Genomic DNA, 15,712 nt, shown 5'->3' on the forward strand with positions numbered 1-15,712 from the left:
AACCAGATTGCAAGCGCCCAAAAGGGGCCTGTCTGAAGCAAGATCACGAACACCCCAATCGGATCGAACTCAAATGCAAACCCCCATACTCCAAGATACCATTTGGCTACGATTGCGTAACCAACAGGAATCATCAGGGCCAGAACGTAGAATGAGTATTCGGCTAGTTTTCTAATGTTCACTCCGCAGCCTCATCCCTCGGCGGCTTGTTATGCCCGAGCAGGCGCAGCACCTCGTCCGCCGCATCGGCCAAATTCGTGCCCGGCCCGAAGATCGCCTGCACGCCCTTTTCACGCAGGAACTGGTAGTCCTGCGGCGGGATTACGCCGCCGGCGATCACCTTGATGTCGCTGCGGCCCATATCCTTCAGATGCCCGACCAGCTCGGGGATCAGCGTCTTGTGGCCCGCGGCGAGGCTGGAGGCGCCGACCACGTCGACGCCCTTGTCCACCGCCATCTGCGCGGCCTCGCGCGGGGTCTGGAAGAGCGGGCCTGCGACAATGTCGAAGCCCAGATCGCCAAAGGCCGAGCTCACCAGGTTGGCCCCGCGATCATGCCCATCCTGCCCCATCTTGGCGACGAACATTTTTGGCGCACGGCCCATGCGCTGCGTGACCGACTGGGTGCCGTCCTTGACCGCTTCCCACGCCGCATCGGCGCGCTGGCCATAAATCCCGCTGACCGGCGTCGGCCGCGTATCGTAGCGCCCGAACGCGCGTTCGAGGGCATAGCTGATCTCGCCAAGCGTCGCCCGCGCCCGCGCCGCGCGCACCGACAGGCGTAGCAAGTTCTCATCGCCGCGCGCGCCTTCTTCCAAAGCCTCCAGCGCCGCCTTCACCTCGGCCTCGTCGCGCTTGGCCTTCACCTCCTCGATCCGCGCGATCTGCGAGGCGCGCACCTTGGCATTGTCGACCTCTAGGATATCGAGCTCGTCCTCTTTCTCGCGGCGATATTTGTTCACGCCCACGATCACCGTCTCGCCCGTATCCACCTTGGCCGCACGCTCTGCGGCGGCCTCCTCGATGTGGCGTTTGGGCAGGCCGTCGGCGACCGCCTTGGTCATGCCGCCCGCCGCCTCGACCTCGTCGATCAGCTCCTTGGCCTTTTCGACCAGCTGCGCCGTCAGCGCTTCGACATAGTATGACCCGCCGAGCGGATCGGCGACCGCGGTGATCCCGCTTTCCTCGGCGAGGATCAGCTGCGTGTTGCGGGCGATACGCGCACTGCGATCGGTCGGCAGCGCGACCGCCTCGTCAAAGCTGTTTGTGTGCAAGCTTTGCGTCCCGCCAAGCGTTGCCGCCATCGCCTCGATCGTGGTGCGGATCACGTTGTTGTACGGGTCCTGCTCGGTCAGGCTGACACCCGAAGTCTGGCAGTGCGTGCGCAGCAGCTTCGACTTCTCCGACTTGGCGCCAAGATCGGTCATCAGCTCGGCCCACAAGGTCCGCGCCGCCCGCAGCTTCGCCACCTCCATGAAGAAGTTCATCCCGATGCCGAAGAAAAAGGACAGGCGCGGCGCAAAGCTGTCCAACTCCATGCCCGCATCCATCGCGGTGCGCGCATATTCGACGCCATCGGCCAGCGTATAGGCAAGCTCCTGCACCGCCGTCGCGCCAGCCTCGTGCATATGATAGCCCGAAATCGAAATCGAGTTGAAGCGCGGCATCTCCTCGCTCGTATAGGCGATGATATCGCTGACGATCCGCATCGAGGGCGCGGGCGGATAGATGTACGTATTGCGCACCATGAATTCTTTAAGAATGTCATTTTGAATCGTGCCCGACAGCTGGGCGTGGTCGACACCCTGCTCTTCGCCTGCGACGATATAGAAGGCCATCACCGGCAGCACCGCGCCGTTCATCGTCATCGACACGCTCATCTCGTCGAGCGGAATGCCGTCGAAGAGCAATTTCATGTCCTCGACCGTATCGATCGCGACGCCCGCCTTGCCGACATCGCCCGCGACCCGTTCGTGATCGCTATCGTAGCCGCGGTGCGTCGCCAGATCGAAGGCAACCGACAGCCCCTTCTGCCCCGCCGCGAGGTTACGGCGATAGAAAGCGTTCGATTCCTCCGCAGTCGAAAAGCCCGCATATTGCCGGATCGTCCACGGCCGCCCCGCATACATCGTCGCATAAGGGCCCCGCGTATAGGGCGGCAGCCCGGGATAGCCGGGATCGAGCCCCTCGACATCCTCGGGCCCATAGACGTTTTGCAGCGTGATATGCTCGGGCGTGGTGACCTTGAGATCGCGTCCACGCGCTTCTTTTTCGGCTTTTTCTTCCCAGTCGGAACGGGTCGGTTTGTCAGTCATGGTGCCTCCCTAGCGATAACGCATGAAGGCGGCAATCAGGCCCGCAATTGCAAGCCGAACAGCATGTCGAGCCCGGCGATGATCAGCAACACGGTCACCGCGACATTGGCCGCCTGTAGCACCTTGAATTTCGCCTCGCCAAGCTCCTCGCGCGTCGTGCGCTTGCGCCACAGCGGGATCTCTCCCGTCGCATCCGCCTGCCGCACGCGACGCGCCATCAGCACGGCAAGCACCAGCGCGACGAGACCGACAAAGATTTCCTCAGGCCGCCCGGTGCCGAACATGTCAGTGCGCCTGCTTGGGGCTTTCCATGATTTCGGTCAGCACCCCTTCCATATCCTTGGGATGGAGGAAGAAGATAGGGGTGCCGTGCGCGCCGATCCGCGTCGGCCCCAGGATGCGCTTGCCCTTGCCCTCGAAATAGGCCCGCGCTTCTTCGATATCGGGCACTTCGAAGCAAAGATGATGCTGCCCGCCGAGCGGATTCTTCTCGAGAAACTTTATGATCGGCGAGGTGTCGCCCAGCGGCTCGATCAGCTCGATCTGGCTATTGGGCGTATCGACAAAACAGACCTTCACCCCCTGCGCGGGCAGGTCGAAGGGTTCGCGAATAACCTCGACCCCCATAGTATCGCGATAATGCGCGATGGAGTCTTGGATCGACGGAGTAGCGACGCCGACATGGTTGAGACGGCCAAGTTTCATGCGAATATCCTCACCGCAGCCTTAAGAGTTTGCACGATTCCAATTACGAAGAACGCGCCAACACCGCAGAGCCAAAACACCAGAAAGCCTTGCTGAAACCGAAAAAGTATGGGGCTTTCTTCATGCTTAAGGGGACCGATTAGAGGCCTCTCAAATTGGCCCGTCTTGCGGGATCGCTGGAACTGGCGGTATCCCCAATAGCCCATAGCTGCAACAATCGACGTCCACAGAACCATGAACGTCAATCCCGCCACGCCCGAATGCAGAAACCATTCCATCACAACGGAATATTATCATGCTTCTTCCACGGGTTCTCGAGCTGCTTGTCGCGCAGCTTCCTTAACCCCAGCGCCACCCGCTTCCTCGTCGAATGCGGCATGATCACTTCGTCGATGAAGCCCATGCTCGCCGCCACGAAGGGGTTGGCGAAGCGGTCTTCATATTCCTTGGTCTTTTCCGCGATCTTGTCGGGATCGTCGCGATTCTTTCGGAAAATGATCTCGACCGCGCCCTTGGCGCCCATCACCGCGATTTCCGCGCTCGGCCAGGCATAGTTCAAATCACCGCGCAGATGCTTCGACGCCATCACGTCATACGCCCCGCCATAGGCCTTGCGCGTGATCACCGTGATCTTGGGCACCGTCGCCTCGGCATAAGCAAACAGCAGCTTCGCGCCATGCTTGATGATTCCATTATGCTCCTGCCCCACGCCCGGCAGGAAGCCCGGCACGTCCACGAACGTCAGGATCGGAATTTCGAACGCATCGCAGAAGCGCACGAAGCGCGCCGCCTTCATCGATGAATTGATGTCGAGCACGCCCGCCAGCACCATGGGCTGGTTGGCGACCACGCCCACCGTGCGCCCCTCGATCCGGCAAAAACCGATGATGATGTTGGCGGCATGGCGCGGCTGCAGCTCGAAAAAGCGCCCCTCGTCCGCGACTTTCGCGATCACCTCATGCATGTCATAGGGCTGGTTGGCGCTCGGCGGGATCACCGTGTCGAGACTGTCCTCCATCCGGTCCCACGGATCCTCGGTCGGCACCACCGGCACGTCATCGCGGTTGGACTGCGGCAGGTAGGAGAAAAATTCGCGGGTCGCCAGCAGCGCGTCGATATCGTTCTCGAACGCCCGGTCCGCTACGCCCGATTTGGTCGTGTGCGTGATCGCGCCGCCCAGCTCTTCCTGCGTGACTTCCTCGTTGGTAACGGTCTTCACCACTTCGGGCCCGGTCACGAACATGTAGCTCGTGTCTTCCACCATGAAGATGAAATCGGTCATCGCAGGGCTATAGACCGCGCCCCCCGCGCACGGCCCCATGATGAGCGACAGCTGCGGCACCACCCCGCTGGCGAGCACATTGCGCTGGAACACCTCGGCATAGCCGGCAAGGCTGGCAACGCCTTCCTGGATGCGCGCGCCGCCCGAATCGTTGAGGCCGATGACGGGCACACCCGTCTTCATCGCCATGTCCATCACCTTGCAAATCTTCTCCGCGTGGCGCTCGGAAAGCGAGCCGCCGAATACGGTGAAATCCTGGCTGAAGACATAGGTGAAGCGCCCGTTGATCGTGCCTGAACCGGTGACGACGCCATCGCCCGGCACCTTGTTGTCGGCCATGCCAAAATCGGTCGCATTATGCTCGACGAACATATCGAGCTCTTCGAAGCTGTCGTCGTCGAGCAGCACGGTCAGCCGCTCGCGCGCGGTCAGCCGGCCCTTGGCGTGCTGCGCATCGATACGCTTCTGCCCGCCACCCATGCGCGCGCGTTCACGCCGCGCTTCGAGTTCTTCGATCGTGGTACCCAAATTACCTCTCCTGTTGGCGAGAGGCGGTGGCATGGGAAGGGGCGAGAGGTCAATCGCTGGCTTGGGAAGCGGGGCCAGCAGTCATGACGGAAGTGACGATTTCCATGGTTCGACGTTGCCACTCTGGTTCGCCGCGATGGTAGAGCCGTACGGTCGTCCCTTGTGGTCCAGCGGTATTCTCCAAATAGAGCACCGTATTTGAGGTGCATTGTGCTGCCATTACTCGCGTGAAAGTGCTGCCTTCCTTGGCCGTCACGTCTGTCCAGAAAATGTCGCTGCCAATAGGCTCTTCTTCGACCGCATCGAATACAGCGCGAGCCGACTTCTCTGTAAGTTCGAAGGCAAAAGATTCGGTGGCGCGCAAGTCGCCACGCAGCTCCTGCATCGCATCTCCGCAAACAGTGTCAGACCCGCCGCATCCAACTAACAAGACGCTGGCGAAGGCTGCGACGAGGGGCCGCAATTGCCTCAAAGCTCCAACTTACGCTGGTAGACATCGAGCTCGTCGCCCTTGATGCGCACGACGTGGATCACGTTGGTCGAGCCGGACTGGCCGAACGGCACGCCCGCCATGATGACGATGCGATCGTCCGCGCCCGCGATATGGTGGCGCAGCGCCATGCGGCGGGCCTTGCCCACCATTTCCTCGAAATTGTCGACGTCGCGGGTGTGCACGGCATGCGCACCCCACAGCAGGCCGAGGCGGCGCGCGACCTTGCGGCTTGCGGTCATGACCAATGTAGTGACGTGCGGGCGCTCGCGCACGATGCGCCGCGCGGTCGAACCCGATGAGGTATAACAGGCCATCGCCTTCGCCCCGATCGTGCGCGCGATGCCGCGGGCGCTTTCAGCCAGTGCGTCGGCGGTGGTCGCTTCGGGCTTGGTTTCGGTGAAGTGGACACGGTCGTGATGGCGTTCGTCGGCTTCGACCGCGCGCCCGATCCGGTCCATCATCTTGACCGCTTCGACCGGATATTTCCCCGCCGCGCTTTCGGCTGACAGCATCACCGCATCGGCGCCGTCATAGATGGCATCGGCGACGTCATTCACTTCGGCGCGCGTGGGCGTTGGCGAGGTGATCATGCTTTCGAGCATCTGCGTCGCCACCACCACAGGCTTGCCCACGTGACGCGCGGTCGACACGATCTTGTTCTGCACCGGTGGCACCTTTTCAGGCGGTAGTTCGACACCCAGATCCCCGCGTGCGACCATTACGCCATCGGCGACTTCCAGGATTTCGTCCAATTTCTCGACCGCCTGCGGCTTTTCGATCTTGGCGATGATCGCGGCGCGGCCGTCGATGATGTCGGCGGCTTCCTGCACGTCTTCGGGGCGCTGCACGAAGGACAGTGCCACCCAGTCCACCTCGAGCTCGAGCATGTAGTCGAGATCGCTGCGGTCCTTTTCGGTCAGCGCCGGGATGGGGATCAACACGTCGGGCACGTTGACACCCTTGCGGTCCGATATCGTGCCCGAAACCTTTACCTCGGTGACGATACGGTCGGCATGCACCTCGATGACCTTCAGGCGTATCTTGCCGTCGTCGATCAACAGCAGCGATCCCTTCTCGATCGCCTCGAACAGTTCGGGGTGCGGCAGGTGGACGCGGCTGGCATCGCCCGGCGCTTCGTCACGGTCAAGCGTGAACGTGTCGCCCTTCTTCACCTCGACCTTGCCGTCTGCAAAAGTGCCGACGCGTAGCTTGGGCCCCTGCAAATCGGCAACGATTGTCGTCGGGCGGCCAAGCTTGTCCTCAAGCTCGCGGATGTGATGCACGAGCTGTGCCTTGTCGGCCTGCTCGCCATGGCTCATGTTGATACGAAATGCATCCGCCCCCGTGCGCATCAGTTTCTCGATCATCTCCGGCGTATCGGAAGCCGGGCCAAGGGTCGCGAGGATGCGAACTTTGCGCCCGCGCGGTTTCAACGTCGTTGCCATGTCTCTTTCACCCCTTTGGCCCGTGCATAGCGTTTCGCGGGACCTTATCAACCGACCATGACAAGACGGTTGAGCCATTCGCCCGCCTCGCCTATCGCCCCGGTCGAATTCGATTCCAACATTTCACCAGATTCGGGAGACCAAGACCATGGCAGATGGAGCCATCGCCGCTGACCAGCTGAAACTTTTCATCGAGCGCATCGAGCGCCTTGAGGAAGAAAAGAAGGCCATCGCCGACGACATCAGCGACGTCTATAAGGAAGCCAAGGCCAATGGCTACGACGCCAAGATCATGCGCACCATCGTGCGCCTGAGGAAGATGGAAAGCCACGAGCTGCAGGAACAGGACGCGCTGATCGAAACCTACCGCGCCGCGGTCGGCCTCAGCTAAACGAAGGAGAACACGCCGATGATCGTCGCCACCACCCACCGTATCGAGGGTCGCCCCGTCACCGCCTATCTGGGCATCGTGTCGGGCGAGGTCATTATCGGCGCCAACATCTTCAAGGACCTTTTCGCAGGCATACGCGACATCGTCGGCGGGCGGTCGGGCGCCTATGAAAAAGCGCTCGACGACGCGCGCAAGGAAGCGCTTCTCGAACTGCAGGCCGATGCGCGCGATCTGGGCGCCGATGCGATCATCGGGGTCGACATCGATTACGAAGTGATCGGCCAGCAGGGCTCGATGCTGATGGTCGCGGTCTCCGGCACCGCGGTCAAACTGGGCTAGACAGGGCGCGGGCGCGCTCGCTAAACCCCCGCAAAATAGACTTTTTCAAGGGTAATCCATGGCAGGCCATAGTAAATTCGCCAACATCAAGCATCGCAAGGGCGCGCAGGACAAGAAGCGCTCGGCGCTCTTTTCCAAGTTAAGCCGCGAAATCACCGTCGCGGCCAAGATGGGCCTGCCCGATCCCGACATGAATCCGCGCCTGCGCCTCGCGGTCAACACCGCGCTCAAGCAGTCGATGCCCAAGGACAATATCAAGAAGGCGATCGACAAGGCGACCGCGTCCGAAGGCGAAGATTACGAAGAAATCCGCTATGAAGGCTATGGCCCCAACGGCGTCGCGCTGATCATCGAAACGCTCTCGGACAACCGCAACCGCACCGCCACCAGCGTGCGCACGATCCTGTCGAAAAACGGCGGCAATCTCGGGTCTTCCGGCGCGGTCGCGCACAGCTTCGATCGCCTCGGCCTGATCGAATACAAGGCCGAAGGGCTGTCCGAGGAAAAGGTCCTCGAAGCCGCGATGGAAGCCGGCGCGGACGATATCCAGTCGGACGATGAAACGCACGCCATCTGGACCGAAGCCGACCAGCTCCACGAGGTCGCCTCGGCGCTCGAAAAGACGCTGGGCGAACCCGAAACCGCCAAGCTGGCGTGGCGCCCGCAGATCGAGCAGGAGGTCGAGGGCAAAGACGCCGATACGCTCGTCAAGCTGATCGATGCGCTCGAGGATGACGACGACGTCCAGACGGTCTGGGGCAACTACACTTTTTCGGACGCCGAACTCGAACGTCTCGGCCAGGCCGACTAGATGGGCTGGCTGCTGACGAAGGCACTTCTCAGCGGCTTGATCATCGCTGCCGTTTCCGAAATTGCCAAGCGCTTCCCCGCCTGGGGAGCGCTAGTGGCATCGCTACCGCTTGTCTCGATCCTCGCCATGCTGTGGTTGTGGCGCGAGAAGCCCGACGTCGCCAACATGGCGCATCATAGCGAGGCGACCTTCTGGTTCGTCCTGCCAAGCCTGCCGATGTTCCTGCTCATCCCGACATTGTTGCGGCATGGCTGGGACTTTCACCTGAGCCTGCTGGCGGGCTGCCTTCTCACTGTCTGCCTCTATTCGGGAATGATCTGGCTCGGACCGCGTGTCGGGATCGATATTTCATGATCGTCCTGGGCATCGACCCCGGGCTTGGGACCACCGGCTGGGGGCTAATCGAGGCCGCGGGCAATCGCCTGATTCACCTCGGCAACGGGCAGATCAAGTCGCCCGCCAAGGCGCCGCTGCCGGCGCGGCTCGCCATCCTCGCGCATCACCTCGAAGAAGTGATCGAGGAGGCCGAGCCCGATTGCGCGGCGATCGAGGAAGTTTTCGTCAACAAGAACGCCCAGTCGACGCTCAAGCTCGCGCAGGCCCGGGGCGCATTGCTGCTCTGCTGCGCGCGCGCCGGGCTCGAGCTCGACGAATATGCGCCGCGACTCGTCAAGAAGGCGGTGGTCGGCACCGGTTCCGCCGAAAAAGCGCAAATCCACGCCATGGTCGGGCGCCTGATGCCCGGCTGCGACATTGCCGGGCCCGATGCCGCCGATGCGCTCGCCGTTGCCATCACCCACGCACACCATGCCCGCGCCCCGCGCTAAACCGGTTGTCATTGCCCATCGCGGCGCCAGCGCCGAACGCCCCGAACACACGCTCGAAGCCTATGCCCGCGCCATCGCGCTGGGCGCCGACTATATCGAACCCGATCTCGTCGCGACCAGGGACGGGCATCTCGTTGCCCGCCACGAAGCCGAACTGTCGGGCACCACCGACATCGCCGATCGAAAGGAATTCGCTGAGCGAAAGTCCGCCCGGACGATCAATGGCCGCGAGGTCACCGGCTGGTTCGCGCATGATCTGACTCTCGCCGAACTAAAAAGACTGCGCGCCCGCGAACGTCTCCCGCTCATCCGTCCGGGCAATGCCCGCTTTAACGGCCAATTCCAGATCCCGACTTTTGCCGAGATCGTCACCCTTGCCCGCAGCGCGGATCGCCGCGTCGGCGTCTATCCCGAGTTAAAGACCCCTAGCTTTCTAATGGAAGCTGCCGGCATCGATGTCGTCGCCCTCATGGCCGCCGAGCTGCGCCGCCTCGATCTTGCTGATGCTGATGCCCCGGTCTTCGTGCAATGTTTCGAAACCGCCCCGCTCCAGCGCCTCGCAACGCTCGTAGATACCCCGCGGATCATGCTGCTCGGCCAGCGCAGCGATGCCCCCGACGAGATGGCAACCATCGCAACCTTCGCCAGCGGCATCGGTGCAAACATTCAGCTGCTGCTCGAAGGCGATCTCGCGCCCACCTCGCTGGTGGAAGAAGCCCACGCCGCCGGCCTCCTCGTCCATGGCTGGACGCTGCGCGCCGAAAACATCTTCTTGCCCGAGCGTTTGCGCAAGGGCGACATCCCCGCCGACCTGGGCGATTATGCGACCTTGTGGAACGCCTTGATCGCCACCGGTGCAGACGGTTTCTTCATCGACAATCTTGCCGAATGGAACGCGCTTGCCGCCGCCCGCGATTGACGATTCCCTTTTTGTCCTGCCCCCGCTAGCCTGCGATCCATGATCGCTCGCCTCACCGGAAAACTTGCGGAAATCACCGCCGACGCGTGCGTGCTCGATGTCGCGGGCGTTGGCTATCTCGTCCATTGTTCGGGGCGGACGCTGGAGGCGATCGGCGGCGTCGGATCGCACGTTCTCCTCCTCACCGAGATGCAGGTGCGCGAGGATGCGATGACGCTCTACGGCTTCAAGGACGATGCCGAACGCGCCACCTTTCGCGCGCTCACCAGCGTCCAGGGCGTCGGCGGCCGCGTCGCGCTCGCCATCCTCACCGTCCTCACCGCTGATGAACTGGCGCAGGCCGTCAGCACCGGCGACAAGGCAATGGTCGCGCGCGCCAACGGCGTCGGCCCCAAGCTTGCGATGCGCATCGTCAACGAACTCGCAGGCAAGCTCGGCGACCCGGCGCTGGGCGGCGCGCCCGCCCCGCAAAAAGGCAGTTTTGCCGCTGACGCTCTATCGGCCCTCACCGGGCTCGGCTTCAAACCCGCCGAAGCCAGCAAGGCGGTGCAGGCCGCGCAGGAAGAACTCGGCGCCGACGCCACGCTTGATGCGCTCGTGCGCACCGCGCTCAAGAAAGCGGGCAAGTGAGCAGGAAGCGCCAGCGCCGCAAAAAGGCAGCGCCGCCGCCGCCACCGCCTCAGCCCGGCTGGCTCAAGGGCCTGCGCAATCTCCTGCTGGTCGAGGCCGCGGTCATGGCGCTCATCCTGCTCTATTTGCGGATCACCGACCGCTTCGAACAGGGCGCCGACGCGTGGGTTGCGACGATCGTCATGATCCTCGTGTCGACGCTCGCCTTGCTCGTCTCCTATGCCGCCAGCCAAAAGCGCAAGCCGCGCCGCGTCCAATATGGCTGGGTCGCCGCCGGCCTTATCGGCGGCACTGCGCTCATCGCCTATCTCGTCTCGCTGGTGCTCGGCAAAGGCGGCGAAACCGCGACGCTCGGCATCATCGTGCTGCCCTTCTACCACTGGGGACTGATCGCGCTGATGCTGCTGATCCTCGCAATTCTCGACTGGACGAAGAAATGAAGTCGCTGACAGGGCGCACTTTTCTTGGCAGAGTCTGAGCCATGGCCACCGATCCCGACCGCCTGACCACGCCCGAGCGACGCGCCGAAGACGTCGATGCGGCGCTGCGCCCCAAGGCGCTCGATGAATTCATCGGTCAGAAGAGCGCGCGCGAAAATCTGCGCGTCTTCGTCAATGCCGCCAAGAGCCGCGAGGAAGCGCTCGATCATGTCCTACTGTTTGGCCCGCCTGGGCTCGGCAAGACCACGCTCGCGGGCATCCTCGCGCGCGAGATGGGTGTCGGTTTTCGCGCCACCAGCGGCCCCGTCATCGGCAAGTCGGGCGATCTTGCCGCGCTGCTGACCAACCTCGAAGAAGGCGACGTCCTCTTCATCGACGAGATTCATCGGCTCAATCCGGCGGTCGAGGAGGTGCTGTATCCCGCGATGGAAGACCGCGCGCTCGACATCATGATCGGCGAAGGTCCGTCGGCCCGCTCGGTCCGCATCGACCTGCCGCCCTTCACGCTCGTCGGCGCCACCACGCGGCAGGGATTGCTCACCACCCCGCTGCGCGATCGCTTCGGTATTCCGGTGCGCCTCAATTTTTACACGGTCGAAGAACTCGAACAGGTCGTCACCCGCGCTGCCGGGCTGCTCAGCGCCCCCGTCGCCAAGGATGGTGCGACCGAGATCGCGCGGCGCAGCCGCGGGACACCGCGCATCGCCGGACGCCTGCTGCGCCGCGTCCGCGATTTCGCGCATGCCGCGGGTGCAGACACGATCGATGCCAAAACCGCCGACAGTGCCCTGAAGCGCCTCGAGATCGACGAGCTCGGCCTCGACGCCATGGACCGGCGTTACCTCACCATGATCGCCGATCTTTATGGCGGCGGCCCCGTTGGTATCGAGACGCTCGCCGCGGGCCTGTCCGAACCGCGCGACACGATCGAGGACGTCATCGAGCCCTATCTCATTCAGCTTGGCCTCATCGCGCGCACGGCAAGAGGTCGCTGCCTCAACGGGCGCGGCTGGAAGCATCTCGGCATCACCCCGCCCAAGAGCGCGCAGGACGGATTGTTCGACGGAGGGAAATAATGTCGTTGTTGGCGTTCACCGCATTGGCTGCCGCGCAGGCCGCCAGTCCCGACTATGCCGATGGCCGCAACTGGATCTGCCTGCCGGAGCGCAAGGATCTGTGCGCCCGCAGCCTGGCGCATAACGAGTTGACCGAGACCGGCTATGGCCCGCGCGAAATCACGCGCCCTGCCAAAGCGCCCGCAATCGACTGCTTTTACGTCTATCCGACCATCAGCCGCGACAGCGGGCTCAATAGCGACCTGTCGCCGGGCGAAGCCGAAGAGCTTTACGTCACGCAGGCGCAGTTTGGCCGCTTTTCGAGCGTGTGCCGTCCGTTCGTCCCCGTTTATCGCCAGATGACGATGGCCGCGCTCGCGCTGGCCGCCACGGGCGGCGACGTGCGCAGTGCCAGCGAGATCGCGATCGGTGACGTACGCGCCGCATTCAAGGACTACATGCAGAACCGCAACAATGGACGCCCCTACGTTCTTATCGGCCACAGCCAGGGCTCGATCATGCTCCAGCAGCTGATCGCCGAAGATATTGAAGGCAGCCCCGCGCATGACCTTATGCTCAAGGCGATCATTCCGGGCTGGAATACGCTCGTCCCGCAGGGCGAGATCGTGGGCGGCAGCTTCGCGCAGACTCCAGCCTGCACGCGGCCCGGCCAGACCAAATGCGTGATGAGCTGGGTGACCTACGCCGAGGGCAAGCCGCCGCCCAACAGCGCGCTGTTCGGCCTCGCACCGCCGGGAAACATGACGCCGGTGTGCACCAATCCCGCCAAGCCGGGCAGCCGCGATTGGGAGCCGCTCGACGGGTTCTTCTACACCCGTTCGGCCTATAACGTGCCAGGCGGCCCGATTACCTGGTCGAAGACGGGCACCAGTCCCGAAGCATTCGTGACCGGCACGCTCGCCGAAGGGCGCTGCGTCAACGACGGTCGCCGCGGCTATCTTGAAATCCGCACGCGCCGCGCCCCCGGCGACGTGCGCACCGACCGCCTTGGCGGTGAGGTCGGACAGTTGGGTTTCTTTCTCGCTGGCTGGGGCAAGCATTTGCTCGACATGTCGATCGCGCAGAATGACCTGCTGCAATTGCTAGGCCGTCATCAGTCGCACGAAACCTTCGTCTCGACGCCCACCGGCGACTAGCCCTTGAGCGCCGATTCGCGCCCCGCTACGGCGAAGCAGATGACGATGACCCCCATCCGCGGCGCCTTCAAAGGTGCCGAGCACCATTTTCCGGTGCATGTCTATTTCGAGGATACCGACCTATCGGGGATCGTCTATCACGCCAATTATCTGCGGTTTTTCGAACGCGCCCGATCCGACATGTTGGCGCGCCTCGACATCGACCAGCGCGAAGCCATCGAAGCGGGCACCGGCGCCTATGCGGTCACGCAGATGGGCATTGAGTGGAAAAGCCCGGCAAAACTTGGCGATGACCTGCTGGTTGTCAGCAGGGTGGAAAATGTACGCGCCGCGAGCTGTTTCATTCAGCAGGCAGTCATGCGGAGCGGTGAAATTTTGTGTCAAGCAACGGTCACGGCGGCGCTTCTGTCGCCCGATGGCCGCCCGGTCCGCCAGCCAGCGGAATGGGTCGAAAAATTCAAGGCCGTATTGGCCAAAGGGGAAGAATGACCGGTTTGGAAACCTCGGGCGACCTGATGAGCCCAATGAACCTGTTCCTGCAGGCCGATATCGTCGTCAAGGCGGTGATGGTCGGGCTGCTGCTAGCATCGATCTGGACCTGGGCGATCATCTTCACCCACGCCGGGCGACTGGCGCGCATTCGCAGGAAAAGCCGCGACTGGGTCGAAACCTTCTGGAAGTCCGACGATATCGAAATTTTCGCCGAGCGCCACGGCAACGCCAAGCTGCCGCCCGCCGCGATCTTTCGCGCCGGCCTCGATGAGTGGCGCCGCTCGACCCGCACCACGGTGAGCGACAAGGCCGCCGTACGCGAACGCATCGCGATCGCCACCGACGGCGCGATCGAAGGCGAGCTCGACAAATTGTCGGACCGCCTCAACATCCTTGCCACCGTCGGCTCGGTCGCGCCCTTTGTCGGCCTGTTCGGCACGGTGTGGGGCATCATGCGTAGCTTCACCGCCATTGCGGGCGCCAACAACACCAGCCTCGCGGTCGTCGCGCCGGGTATTGCCGAGGCGTTGTTCGCAACCGCGATCGGCCTTTTTGCCGCTATCCCCGCAGTCATTGCATACAACCGTCTCACGCACCGCCTCGACCATTATGAAGCAACGCTCGGCCGCTTTGCCGACAAGTTCCAGAACACGCTCAGCCGCGAGCTGGATCGCAGCTAATGGGCATGGGTGTCGCCTCCTCGGGACGAAGTGGCCGCCGCAAGCGCGGTGCCAAGCGTGCGCCGATGAGCGAGATCAACGTCACGCCCTTCGTCGACGTGATGCTGGTGCTCCTGATCATTTTCATGGTGACCGCACCGCTTCTCGTGGCGGGCGTCGCGGTGGACCTTCCCGAAAGCCGCGCCGAAACGCTCAGCCAAGACATGGAGCCGATCCAGTTGTCGATTGACGGCAACGGCCAGATTTCGATCGGCGACCAGCCCATCGCTGCTGCCGAACTGACCGAACGCTTGGAAGCGATCGCTGCCCAGCCCGCACCGCCCGAAGGTCGCCGCGTCTACCTGCGCGCCGATCGCGGGCTTGAATATGGCAGCGTGATGGCGGTCATGGGCGAACTCAATCGCGCTGGCCTCAACCGCGTCGCGCTCGTCTCAGTCGGCGGTGACGAGCGGTGAAGCTCGACCGCGCCGAGAGCGTCGGCATCGGCGCAGCGCTGACGCTTCACGTCGCGCTGGTCGCCGCCCTGTCGCTGCAACTGGCGCGCATGGATAGTGCTCCTGAACCACCCGCCATCGTCGTTGAATTCGTCGACGAGGTCGGCCTGGTTGCGGCCGCCCCCGAGCTGGCCACCGCCCCCGCGCCCGCCGAGCCCGAGCCGGCCGTCGATCCGCTCGACGCGCCGCCGCTCGAGCCTGTCGAGCCCGCTCCGCCGACCGTCACGCCAACACCCTCGCCGCGCGCCGAGCCGACCCCGCCGCGCCCCGCGAAGGAACGCCCGCAGCCTCGATCGCGCCGTGAACCTGGCAATCTCGCCAATATCCTCGATGACGTCGCCGAGGGCGATCGCGTCAATCCGGGCAGCAATGCGCCGGTGATGGACGCCGCTGCAGCGCAGAATATCGCGCAACTGATAAGCCGACAGATCCAGCCCTGCGCCAACCGCCAGATCGACCCCGGTCCCGGCGCCAACGAAATCAGCGTGACACTTAACTTGCGGCTGACCCGAACGGGAAGCCTGGCCCGACCGCCGCAGGTCGTGCGCACCCGCGGCGTCACGCCCTCCAACGAAAAATACGAGCAGCGCGTGAAGGATCTTGCGATCGCCGCCTATACTGGCTGCTCGCCACTGCGCGGGCTGCCGCCCGAGCTTTACGATGTCCCGCGCGGCTGGTCGAATATCAACATGACCTACCGTTTGCCCTAG

Annotated in this window: 20 protein-coding genes; 14 read left to right on the forward strand and 6 right to left on the reverse strand. The window is 63.3% G+C overall.

What is annotated here, in order from left to right; all coding sequences use genetic code 11:
- Positions 1–178: 178 nt before the first annotated feature.
- The 6 genes from scpA to pyk all read right to left on the reverse strand — a co-directional run bounded on the left by scpA (position 179) and on the right by pyk (position 6,767).
- Positions 179–2,314: a methylmalonyl-CoA mutase gene (scpA, locus tag NUX07_RS10960; protein ID WP_265530613.1), complete on the reverse strand. Its 2,136-nt coding sequence runs from the start codon at positions 2,312–2,314 to the stop codon at positions 179–181.
- 35 nt (positions 2,315–2,349) lie between these two features.
- Positions 2,350–2,598 (reverse strand): hypothetical protein, encoded by a 249-nt coding sequence (locus NUX07_RS10965; protein ID WP_265530614.1) that lies wholly within the window; start codon positions 2,596–2,598, stop codon positions 2,350–2,352.
- 1 nt (position 2,599) lies between these two features.
- The gene (gene mce / locus NUX07_RS10970; RefSeq protein WP_265530615.1) at positions 2,600–3,019 is read right to left on the reverse strand and encodes a methylmalonyl-CoA epimerase; all 420 of its coding nucleotides are present in this window, start codon (positions 3,017–3,019) and stop codon (positions 2,600–2,602) included.
- A gap of 277 nt (positions 3,020–3,296) precedes the next feature.
- A complete protein-coding gene (locus tag NUX07_RS10975; RefSeq protein WP_265530802.1) occupies positions 3,297–4,781 on the reverse strand; it encodes an acyl-CoA carboxylase subunit beta in 1,485 nt (494 codons plus the stop codon).
- Between the two features lie 97 nt (positions 4,782–4,878).
- Positions 4,879–5,214: a hypothetical protein gene (locus tag NUX07_RS10980; protein ID WP_265530616.1), complete on the reverse strand. Its 336-nt coding sequence runs from the start codon at positions 5,212–5,214 to the stop codon at positions 4,879–4,881.
- A gap of 83 nt (positions 5,215–5,297) precedes the next feature.
- A complete protein-coding gene (pyk, locus tag NUX07_RS10985; RefSeq protein ID WP_265530617.1) occupies positions 5,298–6,767 on the reverse strand; it encodes a pyruvate kinase in 1,470 nt (489 codons plus the stop codon).
- Between the two features lie 148 nt (positions 6,768–6,915).
- On the opposite strand from pyk, the gene NUX07_RS10990 reads away from it, so the two are divergent.
- Genes NUX07_RS10990 through NUX07_RS11055 form a run of 14 tightly spaced genes read left to right on the forward strand, consistent with a single transcriptional unit; the run spans position 6,916 to position 15,712 of the window.
- On the forward strand, positions 6,916–7,158 hold the full coding sequence (locus NUX07_RS10990) for a DUF2312 domain-containing protein (RefSeq protein WP_265530618.1): 243 nt from the start codon (positions 6,916–6,918) through the stop codon (positions 7,156–7,158).
- A gap of 18 nt (positions 7,159–7,176) precedes the next feature.
- Positions 7,177–7,497, forward strand: coding sequence for a heavy metal-binding domain-containing protein (locus tag NUX07_RS10995; protein ID WP_265530619.1), 321 nt, complete (start codon positions 7,177–7,179; stop codon positions 7,495–7,497).
- Between the two features lie 58 nt (positions 7,498–7,555).
- Positions 7,556–8,308, forward strand: coding sequence for a YebC/PmpR family DNA-binding transcriptional regulator (locus NUX07_RS11000; protein WP_265530620.1), 753 nt, complete (start codon positions 7,556–7,558; stop codon positions 8,306–8,308).
- On the forward strand, positions 8,309–8,662 hold the full coding sequence (locus NUX07_RS11005; RefSeq protein WP_265530621.1) for a DUF3147 family protein: 354 nt from the start codon (positions 8,309–8,311) through the stop codon (positions 8,660–8,662).
- Positions 8,659–9,135 (forward strand): crossover junction endodeoxyribonuclease RuvC, encoded by a 477-nt coding sequence (gene ruvC, locus NUX07_RS11010; protein WP_265530622.1) that lies wholly within the window; start codon positions 8,659–8,661, stop codon positions 9,133–9,135. Before NUX07_RS11005 ends, ruvC begins: the two co-directional genes overlap by 4 nt.
- On the forward strand, positions 9,116–10,054 hold the full coding sequence (locus tag NUX07_RS11015) for a glycerophosphodiester phosphodiesterase family protein (RefSeq protein ID WP_265530623.1): 939 nt from the start codon (positions 9,116–9,118) through the stop codon (positions 10,052–10,054). The genes ruvC and NUX07_RS11015 overlap by 20 nt, the downstream gene beginning before the upstream one ends.
- 39 nt (positions 10,055–10,093) lie before the next feature.
- Complete coding sequence (gene ruvA / locus NUX07_RS11020; protein ID WP_265530624.1) at positions 10,094–10,684, forward strand: Holliday junction branch migration protein RuvA; 591 nt, start codon at positions 10,094–10,096, stop codon at positions 10,682–10,684.
- Positions 10,681–11,124, forward strand: coding sequence for a hypothetical protein (locus tag NUX07_RS11025; protein ID WP_265530625.1), 444 nt, complete (start codon positions 10,681–10,683; stop codon positions 11,122–11,124). The genes ruvA and NUX07_RS11025 overlap by 4 nt, the downstream gene beginning before the upstream one ends.
- A gap of 41 nt (positions 11,125–11,165) precedes the next feature.
- Positions 11,166–12,200 carry a Holliday junction branch migration DNA helicase RuvB gene (gene ruvB, locus NUX07_RS11030; RefSeq protein ID WP_265530626.1) on the forward strand — a complete coding sequence of 345 codons (1,035 nt, stop codon included), beginning with the start codon at positions 11,166–11,168 and terminating at the stop codon, positions 12,198–12,200.
- Positions 12,200–13,336 (forward strand): DUF3089 domain-containing protein, encoded by a 1,137-nt coding sequence (locus NUX07_RS11035; RefSeq protein WP_265530628.1) that lies wholly within the window; start codon positions 12,200–12,202, stop codon positions 13,334–13,336. Before ruvB ends, NUX07_RS11035 begins: the two co-directional genes overlap by 1 nt.
- Before the next feature lie 39 nt (positions 13,337–13,375).
- Positions 13,376–13,825: a YbgC/FadM family acyl-CoA thioesterase gene (locus tag NUX07_RS11040; RefSeq protein ID WP_265530629.1), complete on the forward strand. Its 450-nt coding sequence runs from the start codon at positions 13,376–13,378 to the stop codon at positions 13,823–13,825.
- Entirely contained in the window at positions 13,822–14,508 is a 687-nt protein-coding gene (tolQ, locus tag NUX07_RS11045) for a protein TolQ (protein ID WP_265530630.1), read from the forward strand. The genes NUX07_RS11040 and tolQ overlap by 4 nt, the downstream gene beginning before the upstream one ends.
- Positions 14,508–14,963, forward strand: coding sequence for a protein TolR (gene tolR, locus NUX07_RS11050; RefSeq protein ID WP_265530631.1), 456 nt, complete (start codon positions 14,508–14,510; stop codon positions 14,961–14,963). Before tolQ ends, tolR begins: the two co-directional genes overlap by 1 nt.
- Positions 14,960–15,712, forward strand: coding sequence for a hypothetical protein (locus NUX07_RS11055; RefSeq protein ID WP_265530632.1), 753 nt, complete (start codon positions 14,960–14,962; stop codon positions 15,710–15,712). The genes tolR and NUX07_RS11055 overlap by 4 nt, the downstream gene beginning before the upstream one ends.

Origin of the sequence: Sphingomicrobium marinum (assembly GCF_026157105.1) — a bacterium.
Taxonomy (GTDB): domain Bacteria; phylum Pseudomonadota; class Alphaproteobacteria; order Sphingomonadales; family Sphingomonadaceae; genus Sphingomicrobium; species Sphingomicrobium marinum.

Coding starts and splice junctions, on each gene's coding strand:
- scpA (WP_265530613.1), bottom strand. CDS start 2,314: ATGACTGACAAACCGACCCGTTCCGACTGGGAAGAAAAAGCCGAAAAA.
- NUX07_RS10965 (WP_265530614.1), bottom strand. CDS start 2,598: ATGTTCGGCACCGGGCGGCCTGAGGAAATCTTTGTCGGTCTCGTCGCG.
- mce (WP_265530615.1), bottom strand. CDS start 3,019: ATGAAACTTGGCCGTCTCAACCATGTCGGCGTCGCTACTCCGTCGATC.
- NUX07_RS10975 (WP_265530802.1), bottom strand. CDS start 4,781: ATGGGTGGCGGGCAGAAGCGTATCGATGCGCAGCACGCCAAGGGCCGG.
- NUX07_RS10980 (WP_265530616.1), bottom strand. CDS start 5,214: ATGCAGGAGCTGCGTGGCGACTTGCGCGCCACCGAATCTTTTGCCTTC.
- pyk (WP_265530617.1), bottom strand. CDS start 6,767: ATGGCAACGACGTTGAAACCGCGCGGGCGCAAAGTTCGCATCCTCGCG.
- NUX07_RS10990 (WP_265530618.1), top strand. CDS start 6,916: ATGGCAGATGGAGCCATCGCCGCTGACCAGCTGAAACTTTTCATCGAG.
- NUX07_RS10995 (WP_265530619.1), top strand. CDS start 7,177: ATGATCGTCGCCACCACCCACCGTATCGAGGGTCGCCCCGTCACCGCC.
- NUX07_RS11000 (WP_265530620.1), top strand. CDS start 7,556: ATGGCAGGCCATAGTAAATTCGCCAACATCAAGCATCGCAAGGGCGCG.
- NUX07_RS11005 (WP_265530621.1), top strand. CDS start 8,309: ATGGGCTGGCTGCTGACGAAGGCACTTCTCAGCGGCTTGATCATCGCT.
- ruvC (WP_265530622.1), top strand. CDS start 8,659: ATGATCGTCCTGGGCATCGACCCCGGGCTTGGGACCACCGGCTGGGGG.
- NUX07_RS11015 (WP_265530623.1), top strand. CDS start 9,116: ATGCCCGCGCCCCGCGCTAAACCGGTTGTCATTGCCCATCGCGGCGCC.
- ruvA (WP_265530624.1), top strand. CDS start 10,094: ATGATCGCTCGCCTCACCGGAAAACTTGCGGAAATCACCGCCGACGCG.
- ruvB (WP_265530626.1), top strand. CDS start 11,166: ATGGCCACCGATCCCGACCGCCTGACCACGCCCGAGCGACGCGCCGAA.
- NUX07_RS11035 (WP_265530628.1), top strand. CDS start 12,200: ATGTCGTTGTTGGCGTTCACCGCATTGGCTGCCGCGCAGGCCGCCAGT.
- NUX07_RS11040 (WP_265530629.1), top strand. CDS start 13,376: ATGACGATGACCCCCATCCGCGGCGCCTTCAAAGGTGCCGAGCACCAT.
- tolQ (WP_265530630.1), top strand. CDS start 13,822: ATGACCGGTTTGGAAACCTCGGGCGACCTGATGAGCCCAATGAACCTG.
- tolR (WP_265530631.1), top strand. CDS start 14,508: ATGGGCATGGGTGTCGCCTCCTCGGGACGAAGTGGCCGCCGCAAGCGC.